This window comes from Coprococcus sp. RTP31081st1_H1_RTP31081_211007 (assembly GCF_040227275.1).
In the GTDB taxonomy this organism is placed as follows: Bacteria; Bacillota; Clostridia; order Lachnospirales; family Lachnospiraceae; genus Coprococcus; species Coprococcus aceti.
This window is the reverse complement of sequence record NZ_JBEHVP010000001.1, coordinates 75,380-92,105: the sequence shown is the minus strand read 5'-3', so window position 1 is coordinate 92,105 and position 16,726 is coordinate 75,380. Positions and strand designations below refer to the sequence as shown.

At 43.1% G+C, this 16,726-nt stretch carries 18 protein-coding genes; 3 read left to right on the top strand and 15 right to left on the bottom strand.

The window, feature by feature from the left end:
• Nucleotides 1–148: 148 nt before the first annotated feature.
• The 3 genes from ABUA31_RS00385 to ABUA31_RS00375 all read right to left on the bottom strand — a co-directional run bounded on the left by ABUA31_RS00385 (nucleotide 149) and on the right by ABUA31_RS00375 (nucleotide 3,116).
• Complete coding sequence (locus tag ABUA31_RS00385; RefSeq protein WP_022216529.1) at nucleotides 149–2,245, bottom strand: polyribonucleotide nucleotidyltransferase; 2,097 nt, start codon at nucleotides 2,243–2,245, stop codon at nucleotides 149–151.
• 305 nt (nucleotides 2,246–2,550) lie between these two features.
• On the bottom strand, nucleotides 2,551–2,817 hold the full coding sequence (rpsO, locus tag ABUA31_RS00380; RefSeq protein ID WP_004851136.1) for a 30S ribosomal protein S15: 267 nt from the start codon (nucleotides 2,815–2,817) through the stop codon (nucleotides 2,551–2,553).
• Nucleotides 2,818–2,945: 128 nt separating this feature from the next.
• Complete coding sequence (locus ABUA31_RS00375; protein ID WP_055144551.1) at nucleotides 2,946–3,116, bottom strand: hypothetical protein; 171 nt, start codon at nucleotides 3,114–3,116, stop codon at nucleotides 2,946–2,948.
• A gap of 294 nt (nucleotides 3,117–3,410) precedes the next feature.
• On the opposite strand from ABUA31_RS00375, the gene aroC reads away from it, so the two are divergent.
• Nucleotides 3,411–4,508: a chorismate synthase gene (gene aroC, locus ABUA31_RS00370; RefSeq protein ID WP_022216531.1), complete on the top strand. Its 1,098-nt coding sequence runs from the start codon at nucleotides 3,411–3,413 to the stop codon at nucleotides 4,506–4,508.
• Between the two features lie 195 nt (nucleotides 4,509–4,703).
• On the opposite strand, the gene ABUA31_RS00365 is transcribed toward aroC, so the two are convergent.
• From ABUA31_RS00365 to recA, 6 genes are all read right to left on the bottom strand, one after another.
• Nucleotides 4,704–5,552 (bottom strand): formate/nitrite transporter family protein, encoded by an 849-nt coding sequence (locus ABUA31_RS00365; protein ID WP_022216532.1) that lies wholly within the window; start codon nucleotides 5,550–5,552, stop codon nucleotides 4,704–4,706.
• A gap of 34 nt (nucleotides 5,553–5,586) precedes the next feature.
• Nucleotides 5,587–6,465 carry a site-specific tyrosine recombinase XerD gene (gene xerD, locus ABUA31_RS00360; protein ID WP_022216533.1) on the bottom strand — a complete coding sequence of 293 codons (879 nt, stop codon included), beginning with the start codon at nucleotides 6,463–6,465 and terminating at the stop codon, nucleotides 5,587–5,589.
• A gap of 225 nt (nucleotides 6,466–6,690) precedes the next feature.
• A complete protein-coding gene (locus tag ABUA31_RS00355) occupies nucleotides 6,691–7,245 on the bottom strand; it encodes an NUDIX hydrolase (protein WP_349818333.1) in 555 nt (184 codons plus the stop codon).
• 107 nt (nucleotides 7,246–7,352) lie between these two features.
• Nucleotides 7,353–8,906, bottom strand: a complete 1,554-nt coding sequence (gene rny, locus ABUA31_RS00350) for a ribonuclease Y (RefSeq protein WP_022216535.1) — start codon at nucleotides 8,904–8,906, stop codon at nucleotides 7,353–7,355.
• A 74-nt stretch (nucleotides 8,907–8,980) separates the two neighbouring features.
• Nucleotides 8,981–9,601 carry a regulatory protein RecX gene (locus tag ABUA31_RS00345; protein WP_055144991.1) on the bottom strand — a complete coding sequence of 207 codons (621 nt, stop codon included), beginning with the start codon at nucleotides 9,599–9,601 and terminating at the stop codon, nucleotides 8,981–8,983.
• Nucleotides 9,594–10,652 (bottom strand): recombinase RecA, encoded by a 1,059-nt coding sequence (recA, locus tag ABUA31_RS00340; RefSeq protein ID WP_022216537.1) that lies wholly within the window; start codon nucleotides 10,650–10,652, stop codon nucleotides 9,594–9,596. The genes ABUA31_RS00345 and recA overlap by 8 nt, the downstream gene beginning before the upstream one ends.
• Before the next feature lie 290 nt (nucleotides 10,653–10,942).
• On the opposite strand from recA, the gene ABUA31_RS00335 reads away from it, so the two are divergent.
• A complete protein-coding gene (locus ABUA31_RS00335; protein ID WP_055273431.1) occupies nucleotides 10,943–12,187 on the top strand; it encodes a tRNA(Met) cytidine acetate ligase in 1,245 nt (414 codons plus the stop codon).
• Between the two features lie 63 nt (nucleotides 12,188–12,250).
• Here ABUA31_RS00335 and ABUA31_RS00330 read toward each other — a convergent pair whose 3' ends face one another.
• On the bottom strand, nucleotides 12,251–12,448 hold the full coding sequence (locus ABUA31_RS00330) for a hypothetical protein (protein WP_147344390.1): 198 nt from the start codon (nucleotides 12,446–12,448) through the stop codon (nucleotides 12,251–12,253).
• Between the two features lie 163 nt (nucleotides 12,449–12,611).
• Here ABUA31_RS00330 and ABUA31_RS00325 point away from each other — a divergent pair, with 163 nt between their 5' ends.
• On the top strand, nucleotides 12,612–13,154 hold the full coding sequence (locus ABUA31_RS00325) for a hypothetical protein (protein WP_349818332.1): 543 nt from the start codon (nucleotides 12,612–12,614) through the stop codon (nucleotides 13,152–13,154).
• Nucleotides 13,155–13,179: 25 nt separating this feature from the next.
• Here the strand turns inward: ABUA31_RS00325 and ABUA31_RS00320 are convergent, their stop codons facing one another.
• The 5 genes from ABUA31_RS00320 to ABUA31_RS00300 all read right to left on the bottom strand — a co-directional run bounded on the left by ABUA31_RS00320 (nucleotide 13,180) and on the right by ABUA31_RS00300 (nucleotide 16,719).
• Entirely contained in the window at nucleotides 13,180–13,926 is a 747-nt protein-coding gene (locus tag ABUA31_RS00320) for a V-type ATP synthase subunit E family protein (RefSeq protein WP_022216540.1), read from the bottom strand.
• A gap of 46 nt (nucleotides 13,927–13,972) precedes the next feature.
• Nucleotides 13,973–14,461 (bottom strand): pantetheine-phosphate adenylyltransferase, encoded by a 489-nt coding sequence (gene coaD / locus ABUA31_RS00315; protein ID WP_022216541.1) that lies wholly within the window; start codon nucleotides 14,459–14,461, stop codon nucleotides 13,973–13,975.
• Nucleotides 14,454–15,020, bottom strand: a complete 567-nt coding sequence (gene rsmD / locus ABUA31_RS00310) for a 16S rRNA (guanine(966)-N(2))-methyltransferase RsmD (RefSeq protein WP_055144569.1) — start codon at nucleotides 15,018–15,020, stop codon at nucleotides 14,454–14,456. The genes coaD and rsmD overlap by 8 nt, the downstream gene beginning before the upstream one ends.
• A gap of 104 nt (nucleotides 15,021–15,124) precedes the next feature.
• Entirely contained in the window at nucleotides 15,125–15,754 is a 630-nt protein-coding gene (locus ABUA31_RS00305) for a glycoside hydrolase family 5 protein (RefSeq protein WP_349818331.1), read from the bottom strand.
• On the bottom strand, nucleotides 15,742–16,719 hold the full coding sequence (locus ABUA31_RS00300; protein WP_349818330.1) for a cellulose binding domain-containing protein: 978 nt from the start codon (nucleotides 16,717–16,719) through the stop codon (nucleotides 15,742–15,744). Before ABUA31_RS00300 ends, ABUA31_RS00305 begins: the two co-directional genes overlap by 13 nt.
• Nucleotides 16,720–16,726: the final 7 nt, after the last annotated feature.

Below are 16,726 nucleotides of genomic sequence, written 5' to 3'. Positions count from 1 at the left end.
TTAAATCTGCATTTATTTTTTAGTTTGTTTATGTATGCCTTTATTTACTACAATGCCCCGGAACCGGCCATATGACAGACCGGCTTCGAGACATCAAATTTACCCTTATAAAAAATATCCTTATTATAGTTTAGCTCAGAACTGTTATTTACTGTACATCCTTGAGACTCAGGCTTATTCTTCCTGCTCTCTCGTCGATCTTGATGACCTTAACGTCAACCTCATCACCTACATTTACAACATCCTCAACCTTTGCAACTCTCTTGTCTGAAAGCTTTGAGATGTGGATGAGTCCATCCTTGTTAGGTGCAAGCGATACGATAGCTCCACAGTCGATAACTTTTACAACCTTACCATGGTAGTTCTTGCCAACCTCAAGAGGCTCTACGATCATGTTGATCATCTCGATAGCCTTGTCCATACCTGCCTGCTCTACGCCACAGATAGAGATTCTTCCCTCATCATCGATATCGATCTTAACACCTGTCTCCTCGATGATAGTGTTGATAGTCTTACCTCTCTGTCCGATAACCTCACCGATCTTCTCTGGATCGATCTTGATCTGCTTGATCTTTGGCGCGAACTCATTGACCGTTGGTCTTGGAGCTGCGATGGCCGGCTTCATACATGTCTCCATGATGAAGAGTCTTGCCTCACGTGTTCTTGCGATAGCCTCCTCAACGATAGGTCTTGTAAGTCCGTGAATCTTGATATCCATCTGGATAGCTGTGATACCCTCTGTTGTACCTGTTACCTTGAAGTCCATATCTCCGAAGAAGTCCTCAAGTCCCTGGATATCTGTAAGTACGATGTAATCGTCGTCTGTATCACCTGTTACAAGTCCGCATGAGATTCCGGCAACCATAGCCTTGATAGGAACACCGGCAGCCATGAGTGACATACATGATGAACATGTTGATGCCATTGATGTTGAACCATTTGACTCAAATGTCTCTGATACGGTTCTGATCGCATATGGGAACTCTTCCTCACTTGGAAGTACAGGAAGAAGTGCTCTCTCAGCAAGTGCACCGTGTCCAATCTCTCTACGTCCAGGTCCTCTTGAAACCTTTGTCTCTCCTACTGAGTATGAAGGGAAGTTGTAGTGGTGCATATATCTCTTGGATGTAACGTTCTCGTCAAGTCCGTCAACTCTCTGGATCTCAGAAAGTGGAGCAAGTGTACATACGTTACAGATCTGTGTCTGTCCTCTTGTAAACATAGCTGAGCCGTGGACTCTAGGAATGATGTCAACCTCAGCAGCAAGTGGTCTGATCTGGTTGATAGCTCGTCCATCAGGTCTCTTGTGATCCTTGAGGATCATCTTTCTTACTGTCTTCTTCTGATACTGGTATATAGCGTCTGGAAGGACTGCAAGCCACTCCTCGTTGTCTGCAAATGCCTCCTCAAGCTTCTCTGTGATCTGTCTGATGTTCTCCTCACGAACCTGCTTCTCGTCTGAGAATACAGCCTCCTCCATAGCCTCTGGAGGAACGATCTCCTTAATCGCTGCAAAGAGCTCCTCTGGAACTGCACAGCTTACATATGAATGCTTTGGCTTTCCAACCTCAGCTACTATCTCATTGATAAATGCGATGATGTCCTGGTTGATATCATGAGCCATGTAGATAGCTTCGATCATCTTAGCCTCAGGTACAATATTTGCACCGGCCTCGATCATGATAACCTTCTGTGATGTAGATGCAACTGTGAGCTTCAGATCACCCTCATCCCACTGCTTCTGTGTTGGGTTGATGATGAACTCTCCGTCGATGAGACCTACCTGTGTCATGGCACATGGTCCGTCAAATGGAACGTCTGATATACATGTTGCGATAGATGATCCGAGCATTGCAACCAGCTCCGGTCTGCACTCTGGATCTACTGACATAACAAGGTTGTTGAGTGTTACGTCATTTCTATAATCCTTAGGGAAAAGAGGTCTCATAGGTCTGTCGATTACTCGTGATGTGAGGACAGCGTTCTCTGATGCCTTACCCTCTCTCTTATTGAATCCTCCAGGTATCTTTCCTACTGAATATAACTTCTCCTCATACTCTACTGAAAGTGGGAAGAAATCGATTCCGTCTCTTGGCTTCTCTGAAGCTGTACATGTTGAAAGCACTGTTGTGTCACCGTACTTGATAAATGCAGCACCATTTGCCTGTGCAGCTACTCTGTTGATATCAACAGTGAGCATTCTGCCAGCGATCTCCTTCTGGTATCTCTTGAATTCCTTACTCATCTCAAAATCTCCTTGATTTAATATTTATTTGTATTGTGGAAGACGTCGAAACAACTATAAAAAACACCATGTCTTATAACCTTTTTGCCATCTTTCAGCGATGATCCATGATATTCTTTATAGAAGTCTCGATATGTCATTCCACAATCTTTTAAATTTTATCATACGAATATAAAAAATACAATATCCAAACACATCTGTTTACACTATTTGATACCATAAAAATGTGTCTGGGCAAACAAAAAGGAATCATGCGTGTACACATGATTCCCATAATTGTTATTGTATTAAGGCTCGAATAGAAATTACTTTCTAAGTCCAAGGCTCTCGATGAGCTTTCTGTATGCCTCGATATCCTTGCTCTTGAGGTATGCAAGAAGGTTTCTTCTCTGACCAACCATCTTAAGAAGACCACGGTTTGAGTGATGATCCTTTGGATTAGCCTTGAAATGTCCGTTGAGATCGTTGATTCTTGCTGTAAGAAGTGCGATCTGAACCTCTGTTGAACCTGTGTCGTTTGCATCCTTGCCGTACTTAGCTACGATTTCCTGCTTCTGCTCTTTTGTTATCATAATAACAATCCTCCTATAAAATAATATACATGACTGACACCGGGCAAAAGGCCTAGAGGTGTCCTCAAACTAAGTGTCAGTTGACCTTGTGTAGGATAACATATGTGTCTGGTTTTGTAAAGAGGAAATTAATCCGCAATTTCATACTGCAAAAATGCATAGTGCAGCCTTGTTCCTTCCGCTATACTTTCCGGAAGCAGCGCCCTTGCAACGAGCTTTGTCTCACCGCCAAGATCATTCTCATCAACAAGATTTGCGTAATCTCCGTCTATCGATTTTACTATATAATATTTCTCCATTTTCTTGACCACCTTATGTCCGGCTGTGCTTTCAGCCGTGTCCTTTCGTTCTTTCATTCATTTCATAGATATTTTAATATATAACATATTTCATTACAACCCCGGCCGGTAATATTCCCGGTTTGACATTCGCCTTATACGCTTTCACACTTTACAGCATTCCAACTTATTTCTTGTTATCACAAACTTATCTATGCTATAATAGTGCGCGCGGACATTTGCGCTGCAGGATTCTGCAGTTCATTTGCCGAATAGAGAGCGGCAGGTTTCGCCGCATTTGAAAGGAGATATATTATGGCAGGTTCCACCATAGGAAATAAATTTACCATCACCACATGGGGAGAATCCCACGGAAAAGCTCTGGGAGTTGTCGTTGACGGCTGTCCTGCCGGTCTTCCACTGTGTGAGGAAGATATACAGGTATTTCTGGATCGCAGAAAACCCGGATTTTCACAGTTCTCAACGCCTAGAAAGGAATCCGATACCATAGAGATACTATCAGGAATTTTCGAGGGAAAGACAACCGGAACTCCTATATCCATGATGGTGAGAAATACATCCCAGCGCTCCGGGGATTACGGAGATATCGCCACATATTACAGACCAGGCCACGCAGATTATACATTTGATGAAAAATATGGCTTCAGGGATTACAGAGGCGGCGGCCGTTCATCGGGACGAGAGACCATCGGCAGAGTTGCAGCCGGTGCGATCGCCTCAAAGATACTGAAGGAACTCGGTATCACCATAACTACCTACGTATCTTCCATCGGTGATGTACATATAGACAGGAACAATTTTGACGCTGACTATATACTTAAGAACGACCTCAACATGCCGGACCCGGATGCCTACGAGAAGGCATCAATCCTTCTTCAAGACTGCATGGCGGAGAACGATTCCATAGGCTCTGGTGTTGAATGTATCGTGCATGGAATGCCGGCAGGTATCGGTGAACCGGTATTTGACAAACTGGATGCATGCCTCGCAAAGGCAGTTATGTCCATCGGAGCTGTGAAAGCTGTCGAGATTGGCGACGGCACCGAGGTATCCACTGCAAGAGGCTCATATAACAATGATGCATTTGTCATGAACGGTTATAACGTAGACAAGGAGACCAATCACGCCGGAGGTATTCTCGGCGGAATGAGCGATGGTTCAGACATAATCATCAAGGCGCATTTCAAGCCGACCCCATCCATCGCATCCACACAGAAAACCGTTAACAAGTCCAGGGATAACATAGAGGTCTCGATCAGAGGCCGCCACGATCCTATCATTGGGCCGAGAGCTGTTGTGGTCGTCGAGGCCATGACCGCCCTGACGATCCTTGATCTTATATTTGAGAATATGTCATCCAGAATGGACAAGATAATTGACTTTTATAAGTAATTGTCAAACAAACTGAAAATTGCGACAAACAATAATGCGATAAAATGTAAGTAATAAAAAACAGATGTGATATGATCCAGGGTGATTCCTCAAATCATGCCACGTCTGTTTTTTATTTATCTATCTTATTTTTCAATCCATCATTTATTCAGTCCATCATTCTGACCTTGTTGCCTATAAGTCTGGCGCCAGATTCTACTCTTCCACCTTTTTAGGCTTGTTGATGATGTAAAGTCCAATTCCCACTATCAGACCACCGCCGATGATATTACCAAGCGTTACAGGGAGGAGATTTTTACTGAAAAAATGTCCCACTGTGAGCTGGTCACTTATCTGCTGTGCGGTATATCCATAGAGCTCGCATGCCTTGTCCACGTACTTGCTGTTTGATGCAGCCATCAGACCTGCAGGTATATAGTACATATTTGCAACGCAGTGCTCAAAACCTGACACGACGAATACCATTATCGGGAAGAAGCATGCAAACAGCTTTCCAATTATATCCTTAGCCGAAGATGACATGAGAACCGCGATACACACGAGAACATTACACATTATTCCCGACATGAACGCATTGCAAAAATCAAGGCCTGTCTTACCCATAGCCACCTTGATGGTATAAGCGCCAAGGCCGCCTGCTGAATTATCAAACTGACCGCTTCCATATATAAGAGCTGCAGTCACAACTGATCCAAGCATATTGCTGAGATATACAATAACCCAGTTCTTGAGCATCTGCACAAGCTTTATCCTACCATCAATAACCGCTGTTATCATCATACAGTTTCCGGTAAACAGCTCTGCACCGATAATCGATAACATCATGAGTCCTACAGGGAATATGCATCCTGCAAGAGCCTTCGCAAGTCCGAAATTGTCCACCGTATGCACCGCAAGGTTTGATCCCTCAGCTCCTATCGCAATGAACATTCCTGCAAAGAATCCCATCATGATCATCTTGTACAGCTTGAGATTTGCCTTTCCAACAGCACCCTTGAGATTATTCTCAATGATCTGTGCCGGAACGTAGTAATTGTTTTCCATGATTTAATTGTCTCCTTAGTTTATAAGTTATTTGTTAGACCCTCGGATATGCCTTTGCATATTCTTCCTTGAGCTTACTCTGCTTATTTGTAAGATATATCTGGGTTGTCGCAATATCCACATGTCCAAGCATCTCTTGAACAGACTTTATATCCGCTCCATTCCCCAACATATGTGAGGCAAATGAATGCCTTATCATATGAGGTGTTATATCCTTATCTATGCCGGCCTTAGCCGCATAATACTTTATTATCTTCCAGAATCCCTGTCTCGTCATAGGTGCACCCTTGCAGTTGAAGAACAGATAATCACTGCCTCCACTCATATCATCGCGCACCTCAGTAATATATCTGCTGAGGGCTCTCTGAGCAACCTCCGCAACCGGAACAGTCCTCACCCTGTCGCCGTCGTGGCACTCAATGAACCCAAGCTTTATGTTGACATCCGTGAGTTTCAATGTCACAAGCTCTGTAACACGTATTCCTGTAGCATACAACAGCTCCAGCATCGCCTTATCCCTGATCTCCTTTGGAGTCTTGTTGGTAGGCTGGTCGAGAAGCTTGTTCACCTCACTTATGGTAAGCGTCTCAGGAACCTTCTTCACGATCTTCGGAGGCTTTATATTCTCCGTTGGATCATCATTCACTATCCTCTCCCTCATGAGATAGGCATAGAATGACTTTATGGATGCAATGTTACGTGACACCGTAGCCATGGACATCCCCTGTTTCTCCATTTCCAACACATACGAAGTGATATAAGTTTCATTAATATCATCAATCCTCGTTATGCCCTTCTCGTCAAAATACCTGTAGAATTTTATCAGATCTCTCCGATATGATGCAACAGTATTCTCACTGGATTTTTTTACATTTCTTAAATAATCAACATATCTGTCTATGTATTGTTCCACTAATTTATCCCCTTAGTTATGTAGACTGAATTATATTATAAATACAAATGTAAATAAAATCAAACACTATTTTAACAAGTAAAATCAAGGCTTCACGGCATTTTTAATAAAAGTACAAAATGCGGTGCGCGATCAAATTATGTATACTAGATATTGACATAATTCTTTTCAAAAATATTTCACATTTTTTAATTCCGACAATGTTTCAGTTGAATTTTCTATGTTTCAAATTATGTGATTGCTTGTTTGGGAGCATTTCTTACCCCAATATGCGTAGATTGCAATTATTGTTTTGGAATCCACTATCCTGCCATCTCTTATCATATTGAGTGCATCATCAAGACCTATCTCCTCGGTCTCTATAAATTCATTCTCGTCCAATGCACATATTCCTCTGGTAAGTTCCCTGCCTATATACACGTAAGTCTGTTCATCACTTGTACCGATAGCCAGAACTGCTCTAGTCACATACTCCACAACCTTCGCGGTAAACCCTGTCTCTTCCCTGAGTTCTCTTCTGGCTGCATCTTCAGGAGACTCTCCCTCATCGATAAAACCAGCCGGAACCTCGTAGGTTATATCATCAATAGAATTCCTGTATTGCTTTATCAGTGTGAGCGATCCATCGTCTTTCACTGGAAGAATGCATGCTCCCGGGTGATGCTTTATCAGATCATATACAACATCTCTGCCATCAGGCAGTTCAAGATAGTCGTTATATACATCAAACACATGCGCTCTGTATGCCACTTCCGTCTTTATCCTCTTGAATTTTTCCATCTTTTAATCTCACCTCCCGTTTTATAGTTTGTCATGCATAAGAATGGTAAACTGTATATGACAAATCATAAAAAGGGTTTGTAGATCATCTCTACAAACCCTAATTTTTATTTTGCGTAATCTGTCACGCGTGACTCTCTTATAATATTTACCTTAATCTGTCCAGGATACTCAAGCTCGTCTTCGATCTGCTTTGCAATATCTCTAGCCAGCAATACCATATCAGAATCGCTTACATGCTCAGGAACTACCATTACACGAATTTCTCTACCTGCCTGAATAGCAAATGTCTTATCTACACCCTTATGAGAATTAGCAATATCCTCTAACTTCTTAAGTCTTGTAGTATAAGTCTCCAAGGTCTCTCTTCTTGCTCCCGGTCTTGCAGCAGAAATTGTATCTGCAGCCTGTACCAGAAGTGCTATCAATGACTCAGGCTCAACATCACCGTGATGTGATTCTACCGCATTGACAACAAGCGCTGACTCTTTGTACTTTCTACAAAGATCTGCACCGATCTGAACATGTGAACCCTCCATCTCATGATCAAGTGATTTACCTATATCATGGAGTAATCCAGCACGCTTTGCAACCTTGATATCGACACCTATCTCTCCGGCCAACAAACCACACAACTGAGCTACCTCAACAGAGTGCTTCAATGCGTTCTGTCCGTAGCTTGTTCTAAATTTCAACTTTCCAAGAAGTCTTACCAGCTCTGGATGGATTCCGTGAATTCCTACCTCAAGAGTAGCAGCTTCACCTTCCTCGCGCATCATGTTTTCAACTTCCTTCTGCGCTTTCTCAACCATCTCTTCGATTCTGGCTGGATGGATTCTACCATCCACGATGAGTTTCTCAAGTGCAATTCTTGCTACCTCACGTCTTACCGGATCAAAGCTTGATAAGATAACTGCCTCAGGAGTATCGTCTATGATAAGATCTACGCCTGTGAGAGTTTCAAGGGTACGAATATTTCTACCCTCTCTACCAATTATCCTACCCTTCATCTCGTCGTTAGGTAACTGAACTAATGAGATCGTTGTCTCTGAGATATGATCAACCGCACATCTCTGTATTGCATTGACAACATACTCCTTCGCCTTCTTGTTCGCTTCTTCTTTAGCTCTGGTTTCTAATTCCTTGACCATAACTGCTGTTTCATGCTTTACTTCATCTTCAACAGTCTTTAATAAGTATTCTTTTGCTTGTTCAGAGGTCAAACCTGAAATTCTTTCAAGTTCCTGTAAACGTTTCGCCTGTAACTCTTCAACCTTAGCCTTCTGCTTGTCCAGCGCGCTTTCCTTGTTAGCTAAACTAGCTTCCTTCTTCTCAACTGCCTCAGTCTTCTTATCAAGATTCTCTTCACGTGCAAGAATTCTCTTCTCCATACGTGAAAGTTCTCCACGTCTGTCCTTTACTTCCTTTTCAAGGTCATTACGTGTCTTAAGGGAATCTTCCTTTGCCTCAAGCAGTATCTCGCGCTTCTTAGCCTCGGCGGTCTTCTGAGCTTCGTCAATAATCTCTCTTGCCTGTGACTCTGCTCTTCCTATCTTGGTCTCTACTATGTTCTTGCGATATGCAATAGCGATAAACCATGTAGCAACAAGCAGTGCAACTACAACAACAGCGATTATTCCCCATACTATTGGTGAATTCACAGGAGCACCTCCTTATTAAGTTTTCATTGTACAAGAATACAACTATTTAAGTTTAATATTTTTAAGATGTTATGTCAAGTAATATCAGAGACAATATTTCGTATACACTCAGAAACCTTACGCCTGTCAAAACCCTTGCTGTACATGTATGCATAGACTTTATCACGCTTTTCAGTCAGTTCTTCCACAGTGTATTTTTTTTGTAAAATATGTGTTATCCTGTCGCTTTCGTCTGATATGTCTGAGTCTTCCACAGCCAGATCGATAACATCCTGGCCTATATGCTTTGCCTGCAATTCAAATCGTATGACACGAATGCCTTTCTTAGCGGAGTTTCTGCGTATATATCCACATGCATACCTGTAATCATCTATATATCCATACGACTTCAGTTTGTCGATGGTCTGATCCACAATCTCTTCGTCGTAATACAGATCCTTAAGCTTCTGCCTGATATCGTATTCACACTTGTCCGAAAACTTTATGGAGTTCACAGCCTTGTTCATGGCACGTTTGAACAGATAGTCCCGTCTGAATTTCTCAAGTTTACTCCATTCTATCTCACCGTCACAGGCAAGATGTAATCTTCGTATATCCGATGCATAGACCGATGAAAAAGGCTCATAGTCCACAAACAAACAAAACCTTTTATCATCGATCTTCCTGATATCAGTGACAGTTGCGATTCTACTCATCTGCTCCATCATCTACAGTGTTCTCGGCAGACTCTCCGGCAACACCAACCGCCTCTCTTACCTTCTGCTCTATCTCATCACAGATAGCTGTATTGTTCTCAAGATATGCCTTCGCATTCTCTCTTCCCTGACCTATCTTATTGCCGTTGTATGCGTACCATGCACCGGACTTATCCACTATGTCGTTCGCAACAGCAAGATCAAGAATATCTCCGACCTTAGATATACCCTTGCCGAACACGATATCGAACTCAGCCTCCTTGAATGGAGGAGCCACCTTGTTCTTAACTATCTTAACTCTTGTTCTGTTACCTACGATCTCACCGCCCTGTCTGAGCGTATCAATTCTTCTTACGTCAAGTCTTACGGAAGCATAGAACTTAAGTGCACGACCACCTGTTGTAACCTCAGGGTTACCGAACACAACTCCAACCTTCTCTCTGAGCTGATTGATAAATATGACAACACAGTTGGTCTTGCTGACAACAGCAGTGAGCTTTCTGAGCGCCTGTGACATAAGTCTGGCATGAAGTCCCATATGCGAATCGCCCATCTCTCCGTCTATCTCTGCCTTTGGTACAAGTGCAGCAACAGAGTCCACGATAACGACATCAACCGCTCCCGATCTGACCATGGTCTCTGTGATCTCAAGAGCCTGCTCTCCGCAGTCAGGCTGTGATATGTAAAGATTGTCTATATCTACACCTATGTTCTTGGCGTATGTCGGATCAAGCGCATGCTCGGCATCTATAAAGCCTGCGATTCCGCCTCTCTTCTGTATCTCAGCAACAATGTGAAGTGCTACCGTCGTCTTACCACTCGACTCAGGTCCGAACACCTCTATGATTCTTCCTCTAGGCACACCGCCAAGTCCAAGTGCTATATCAAGGCTGAGGGATCCTGTAGGGATCACATCTATATTCATATTCGCATTGGAATCGCCAAGCTTCATCACCGAACCCTTACCATACTGCTTCTCTATCTGTGCTATAGCGGCATCCAATGCCTTTCTCTTATCATCAATATTTACATTACCGGAATTATTCGCCATTATATTTTCCTCCTAAACATATGTTCGATTATCTTTTAATATACTATTAGATTATTGCCACTTTGTCAACCATAAATTGGCTGCCTTCACTTAATTAATCAATATCTGTCTGGTATGTGGGGATCATCGGCATCAGAACAATGCCGCATCTTGAATTTTTCACTTAACATCTTTATGTCCGTCATTATAACACACTTTACAGCCATTAATTATTAAGATAGAATAAACTTTACCGACAAAGGCATTATAAATCGTGACAGGTTATAAAACACGCATTTCAAGGAGGAGCCATGAGCACAGTAGGCATAGTTTGCGAATACAATCCATTTCACAAGGGACACGAATATCAGATACAGCAGGCGAAGCTTCTAACTGGTGCCGAACATGTCATATGCTTTATGAGCGGCAATTTTCTTCAGAGAGGCGTTCCTGCCATAGCAGATAAGCACACAAGAACCGAGATTGCTTTGAGATGCGGTGTAGACGCTGTGTTCGAGATTCCATTTGTATACGCATCATCAAGTGCCAGAGACTATGCACATGCCGCAGTCTGCATGATGAACGCTCTTGATGGCATAGACTATATCTCATTCGGCGCAGAATGTGATGACATGGATCTTCTGCAAAAAATTGCCGAACTCACCGTCAATGAACCGCCACAGGTATCGGAATTCATAAAAAAATCCGTATCTTCGGGCATCTCATATGGATCAGCCAGAGCAGCCGCCATCTCCGGGTATCTGCAGAACCAGAACCTTACCGGTTATACCAGCGCTGATCTTGACCGTATCCTGGCAAGCCCGAACAACATTCTGGCCATAGAGTATATTGCTGCTCTTATACAGACAGACTCCAGGATCAAACCTGTCCCGATCAGAAGGATCTTATCAGAATACAACAGCACTGCCACCGACAACGACATCTGTTCGGCCTCAGCCATACGTGAGCTACTCCGGTCAGGTGATGTTGAAAGCTTAAGGCGCCACATTCCTGACAGTTGCTACAACATCCTGCAAAACGCGTACAGAAAGTCATTTCCGATGTTCGACGACGACCTGTCTCATCTCCTGTCAGCACGAAGGATACTTGCTCCGTGCACGGATGACATCGTTGACATGGATAGAGATCTCTGCAACCGTCTCTCCAGGCTTGACACAAATCTATCCTTTACTGAGACCGCAACAGCACTTAAATGCAGGAATTATACTCTCACGCACATTCAGAGAGGTCTGCTGCACACCATCACAGACCTGAGATGTGATGACTATTCCCATTTTAAAGAAAACGGCTGGATAGCCTACATCAAGCTTCTTGGACTAAAAAAAGATGCAGGTGCCGTGATAAAAAGCATGAAAAAGGCTTCGCAGGTACCGATCATAACCCGTTCAGCCGAGATATACAAAAGTACAGATTCCACAGGTCTGTCCATGTTCTCATACGACATAAAAGCCACAGACATATACAGAAACATGGTATACAACAAATACAAAATCAGTATAAAGACCGATTTTGAACAACCTGTCATAGTTATATGACATATTCTTATTTATCATATTTGCTCTATAAAATGAATACAATTGGCATATGAAGAACGTATGTTATATAATTCTAACAGCTTCAATTATAATATTTGCATGTTTAAATTCAGACATCATCAGATCCGGATGCACCCAGGGGTTACAGCTATGGTACTCATCCATTGTACCTATCCTGCTCCCCTTTATGCTGCTGACCGGTGTTATAACCAGCTTTCTCAGATCGATACAGGTATCAAAATGCTGCGCATATGCGATCATCTTTATAATAGGCCTGCTATGCGGTTTTCCCACAGGCACGATCATCATAGCTTTCTTTTACCGAAAGAGGATCATCTCTGAAAACGTATGTCAGAGCCTACTCCCGATGTGCAACAATATAAGTCCGATGTTTCTTTACAATTACATATACAGGGATCATTTGATGGAATATATATCGTTTGCACGGCTGATCGAGGCTGTATATCTTCCACAGATCATTTATACTGTAATAGCGCTTACTCTGTCATGTATGTCATCCCACCGCTCCAGCACTTCCACGGAGCTGCTTACTGCCGCAACAGTCCAGGTATCATCAGACAACCAGAGCCCCAATTCAGGGAATCCAGAAAATACGTATTCTGACATAATAAGCAGCTCGGTACACAATATAACTGTGATCGGTGTGTACATGGTCATATTTGCCATTGCAGGAAATCTTATGTGCAGCTACTTTTCAGGCGATGCATGCACCATAATATCCACATATCTGGAGATAGGCAGCGGTGTACCAGTATTATACAGCATGGATATTTCCACAAAAATAAAGACAGCCCTCATTCTCTCACTCACTGCCTTTGGAGGGCTATCCGCCTTGTTCCAAAGCCGTGATATGATAAGAATATCCGGGCTGTCTTTCATCAAATACACAACAGGGAAAATAGTATGTGCCTTCCTGTGTTTCATTTTCTATATGATGTGTCTGTAAATACATCCTGTATCATCTGGCGTGATTACTCGTCGAGGAACTCCTCATCATCCTCATCCTCGTCGTCATATTCATCATCGTAATCCTCGTCATCATAATCCTCATCGTCAGAGTCGTCTGATGAATACTCTGTCTTGCCGTATACATTGTAATCTGTGTTGTCATCATCAGCAAATGCTGAATCGTCAGCACTTGGCTGTACCTGCTCAGGAACACCGTTGATCTGAGCTATACTTGAATCAAGCTCTGCCATATTGTCTGTAACTCTTGCCGCATTGTCCTCAAGAGACTTAATGAGGTTCTCATAGTTCGCTCTCTCTGCCTGAAGTGTTGCATTTATATACTGGCTTATCTCTGTGAGCTTGTCCTTTGAATAGTACATGGAACCTGCTCTGACTTCCTTGGCATCCGCATTCGCCTCAGCGATGATCTGCTCAGCCTGGCTTCTCGCCATGTCTGTTATCTCATTCGCTCTGATGTTGGCAAGCTCAACTATCTGGCTCTGATCAACCAGTCTGTTTGCCTCTGCAACAGACTCTGTGATGATAGAATCAGCTCTGGCTCTTGCATCCGCAAGTATAGCCTCCTTGTTTCTCATGATCTTCTTACATCTCTCTATCTCATTAGGCAGCTTGAGCTTGAGTTCGCCCACCATCTGCTCCAGATCTTCCTTTGGCACAATAATCTTACTGGATGACAATGGCTGATACTTACAATTGTCAATAAATATCTCTATCTCACTGATCATCTCTTCAATACCTTTTCTTGCCATGTTTTTCTCCTCCTAATAATCTATCCAAAAATTCTTCCTTCGTCTGTCAATCTCTGTCTATCGAATATCGATCTCTCAATGTATCCCTGATCTCCTCCGGGATAAAATCATGTACATCCACACCAAAGCTCGCATATTCCTTGACTACGCTTGAGCTCAGGTACGAATACTCAATACTGGTCGCAAGAAAAACCGTGTCAATATCCGGGGCAACCTTCCTGTTGCTCTGGGCAATCTGTAATTCATACTCAAAATCCGACACAGCCCGAAGGCCTCTCACTATGACCTTCACGTCGTTCTGCCTTGCAAAATCCACCAGCAGTCCTCCAAAACCCATAACTTTCACGTTTGGGATATCTGAGACTACATTCTTTAACATATTAACACGTTCTTCCAAAGAAAACAATGGAGATTTTGCGGTATTATTGAGCACCCCGACTATCAGCTCATCAAACATTTCCGCAGATCTCTTAATTATATCCAAATGGCCAAGTGTCACCGGATCAAAACTTCCCGGATAAATAGCTCTACTCATCTTCCAGTCTCCTATATATAAATGTATGTTTATTGGTCTTATATTTCTTCGTCTTATAAAGCTCCAGTCCCAGATCATCAAGATAATCAAAATTCGTGTCAAGATCAGACTCCACAATGACCATTGTGTCATCATCCATCAGAGGTGAACCTGCAAGTCTTTCAAGCACAGCCTTTTCCAGAAGCTTTCCATATGGCGGATCCATAAATATTACGTCAAATGCTTGTCCCTGTCTCTCCAGCATCCCCACTGCCTGAACTGCATCCGCTGACAAGACCTGTGCCCTGTCGGCAAGCTTCGTAAACGCAAGGTTTTTATTGATACACTCCACTGCTTTTCTGCTGTTCTCGACAAATACCGCCATGGCTGCCCCACGGCTGAGCGCCTCTATTCCAATAGCTCCGCTTCCGCTGAACACATCAAGGAACCGGCATCCCGGAATATCATTTGAGAGCATATTAAATAAGGTTTCTTTTATCCTGTCCGTTGTCGGTCTGGTGTCCATCGAATCAATCGTCACCAGCTTCAGACTTCTTGCACTGCCGGCAATAACCCTCATATTCTTCTCCTATCTATATGTACTGTATATCATAAACTTTTCCTGCCAGACATTCTTATACCATGCCTTTTGCCAAATTACAAGAAAAGCTTCCAATCTTCACACTATTTTCCCATTATTCTGTCTCTCACGTATTTTCCGGTGTCAGACAGATCTCCATCGGATAAGCTGCCCGTGGCTGTTGAATCGGACTTTATAAGTGCCGATGTCTCATTCTTGTTACACAGACTCCATGATGAATAGCTGAGATTATTCTCGTTTATAAGCTTAAACCACTCGTCAGATGAATCGTAATCAATACCTCCATTGCCCGATGCATCGCACAGGCTGAACTCACTCACAAATACAGGAAGTCCGTTGTACAGAGCCGTCTTAACCTTATTTCTCAGGTCATCCTTGTGGGTAGCCGCATAAAAATGCACTGCGTACATGATGTTGTCATAACCGGTTATCGGATCCTGTGACGCAATATCGACATCCTGACTCCAGTTTGGAGTTCCCACGATTATCAGAGCATCTTTGTCGTTTGCCTTGATGACCGGTATTATGGTCTCGGCATACGACTTGACACTGCTCCACTGGGTTCCACCATTCGGCTCGTTGCAGATCTCATATATGACATTCTCCTGTGCCGCATATTTCTTAGATACCTTGTCAAAGAATTCTTTTGCATCATCTATATGATTATTCGGATCACTATCGCTTAGTATGTGCCAGTCAACTATGACATACATGCCAAGCTCAGTCGCTGCACTAACTCCTTTGTCGACAAGAGCAAGTATCTCGTCCTTATCTCCGCCACTGCAGTATCCGTGTAGCTGTCTCCTGTATCCGTATACATCGCAAGTCTTATAAGATTTGCACCCCAGTCATCCCGCAGAGTCTCAAAGGCTTTCTTATTCACATAATCAGGGAACCATGTGATTCCATGGGTGCTGACACCCTTAAGCTGATATTTGTCTCCATTCATGTCCACTATATCCGTTCCTTTTACCGAAAGTTTTCCATGTGTTTCAAATGGGATCTCTCCCGGAACATTTGTATTGTTTTTCTTCTCAGTGGTAGCGGATTCTGTATTTTTCCCGCCTCCGCTTGTTTCATTGCTATCGGTCTTCTCAGGCGCTGAAGCTACCATCTTAAGACCATCTCCGCTGTACTGTGTGTCATTTACATACAGCACGTATTTCTCAACGGCGAGGTCATCTGAAGAGAAATTATATCCGAGGTTGATACTGCCATTAGCCGGTATCTCCTGGGTGTAATCCACGGCCTTTATTGACACTGTTTTGCCTGATATCTTGTACTCTCCGCCCCATATCTGATCTACAGCCGGAGTTCCCTTATATGTAATCTCAAGCTTCCAATCCTTTGCAGACGCAGATGTGTTGTTATATATGTTGATGCTCTCTGTAGCACACTTTTTGCCATCTGCCTCCCACGTTGTATCATGTCCTATCTCAGCATAGAAATCGCCTGCAATATCCAAGGATTGGTCATCCTGTTTTTCTGACGGCTCAGTTGTATCGCCCGTATTGTCAGCACTTTTCACTTCTTCTGTGCCTGCAGAAGTCTCCTGCAGCGTTTCTTTCTTAACGGAATCACCTTTCTTTCCCGAAGCGATCACATATCCCATAACCGCTATAATTATCAGCAAAATGCCAATAATTATTCCCATAACTATCGTTTTCTTATTTTTCATGGTATAC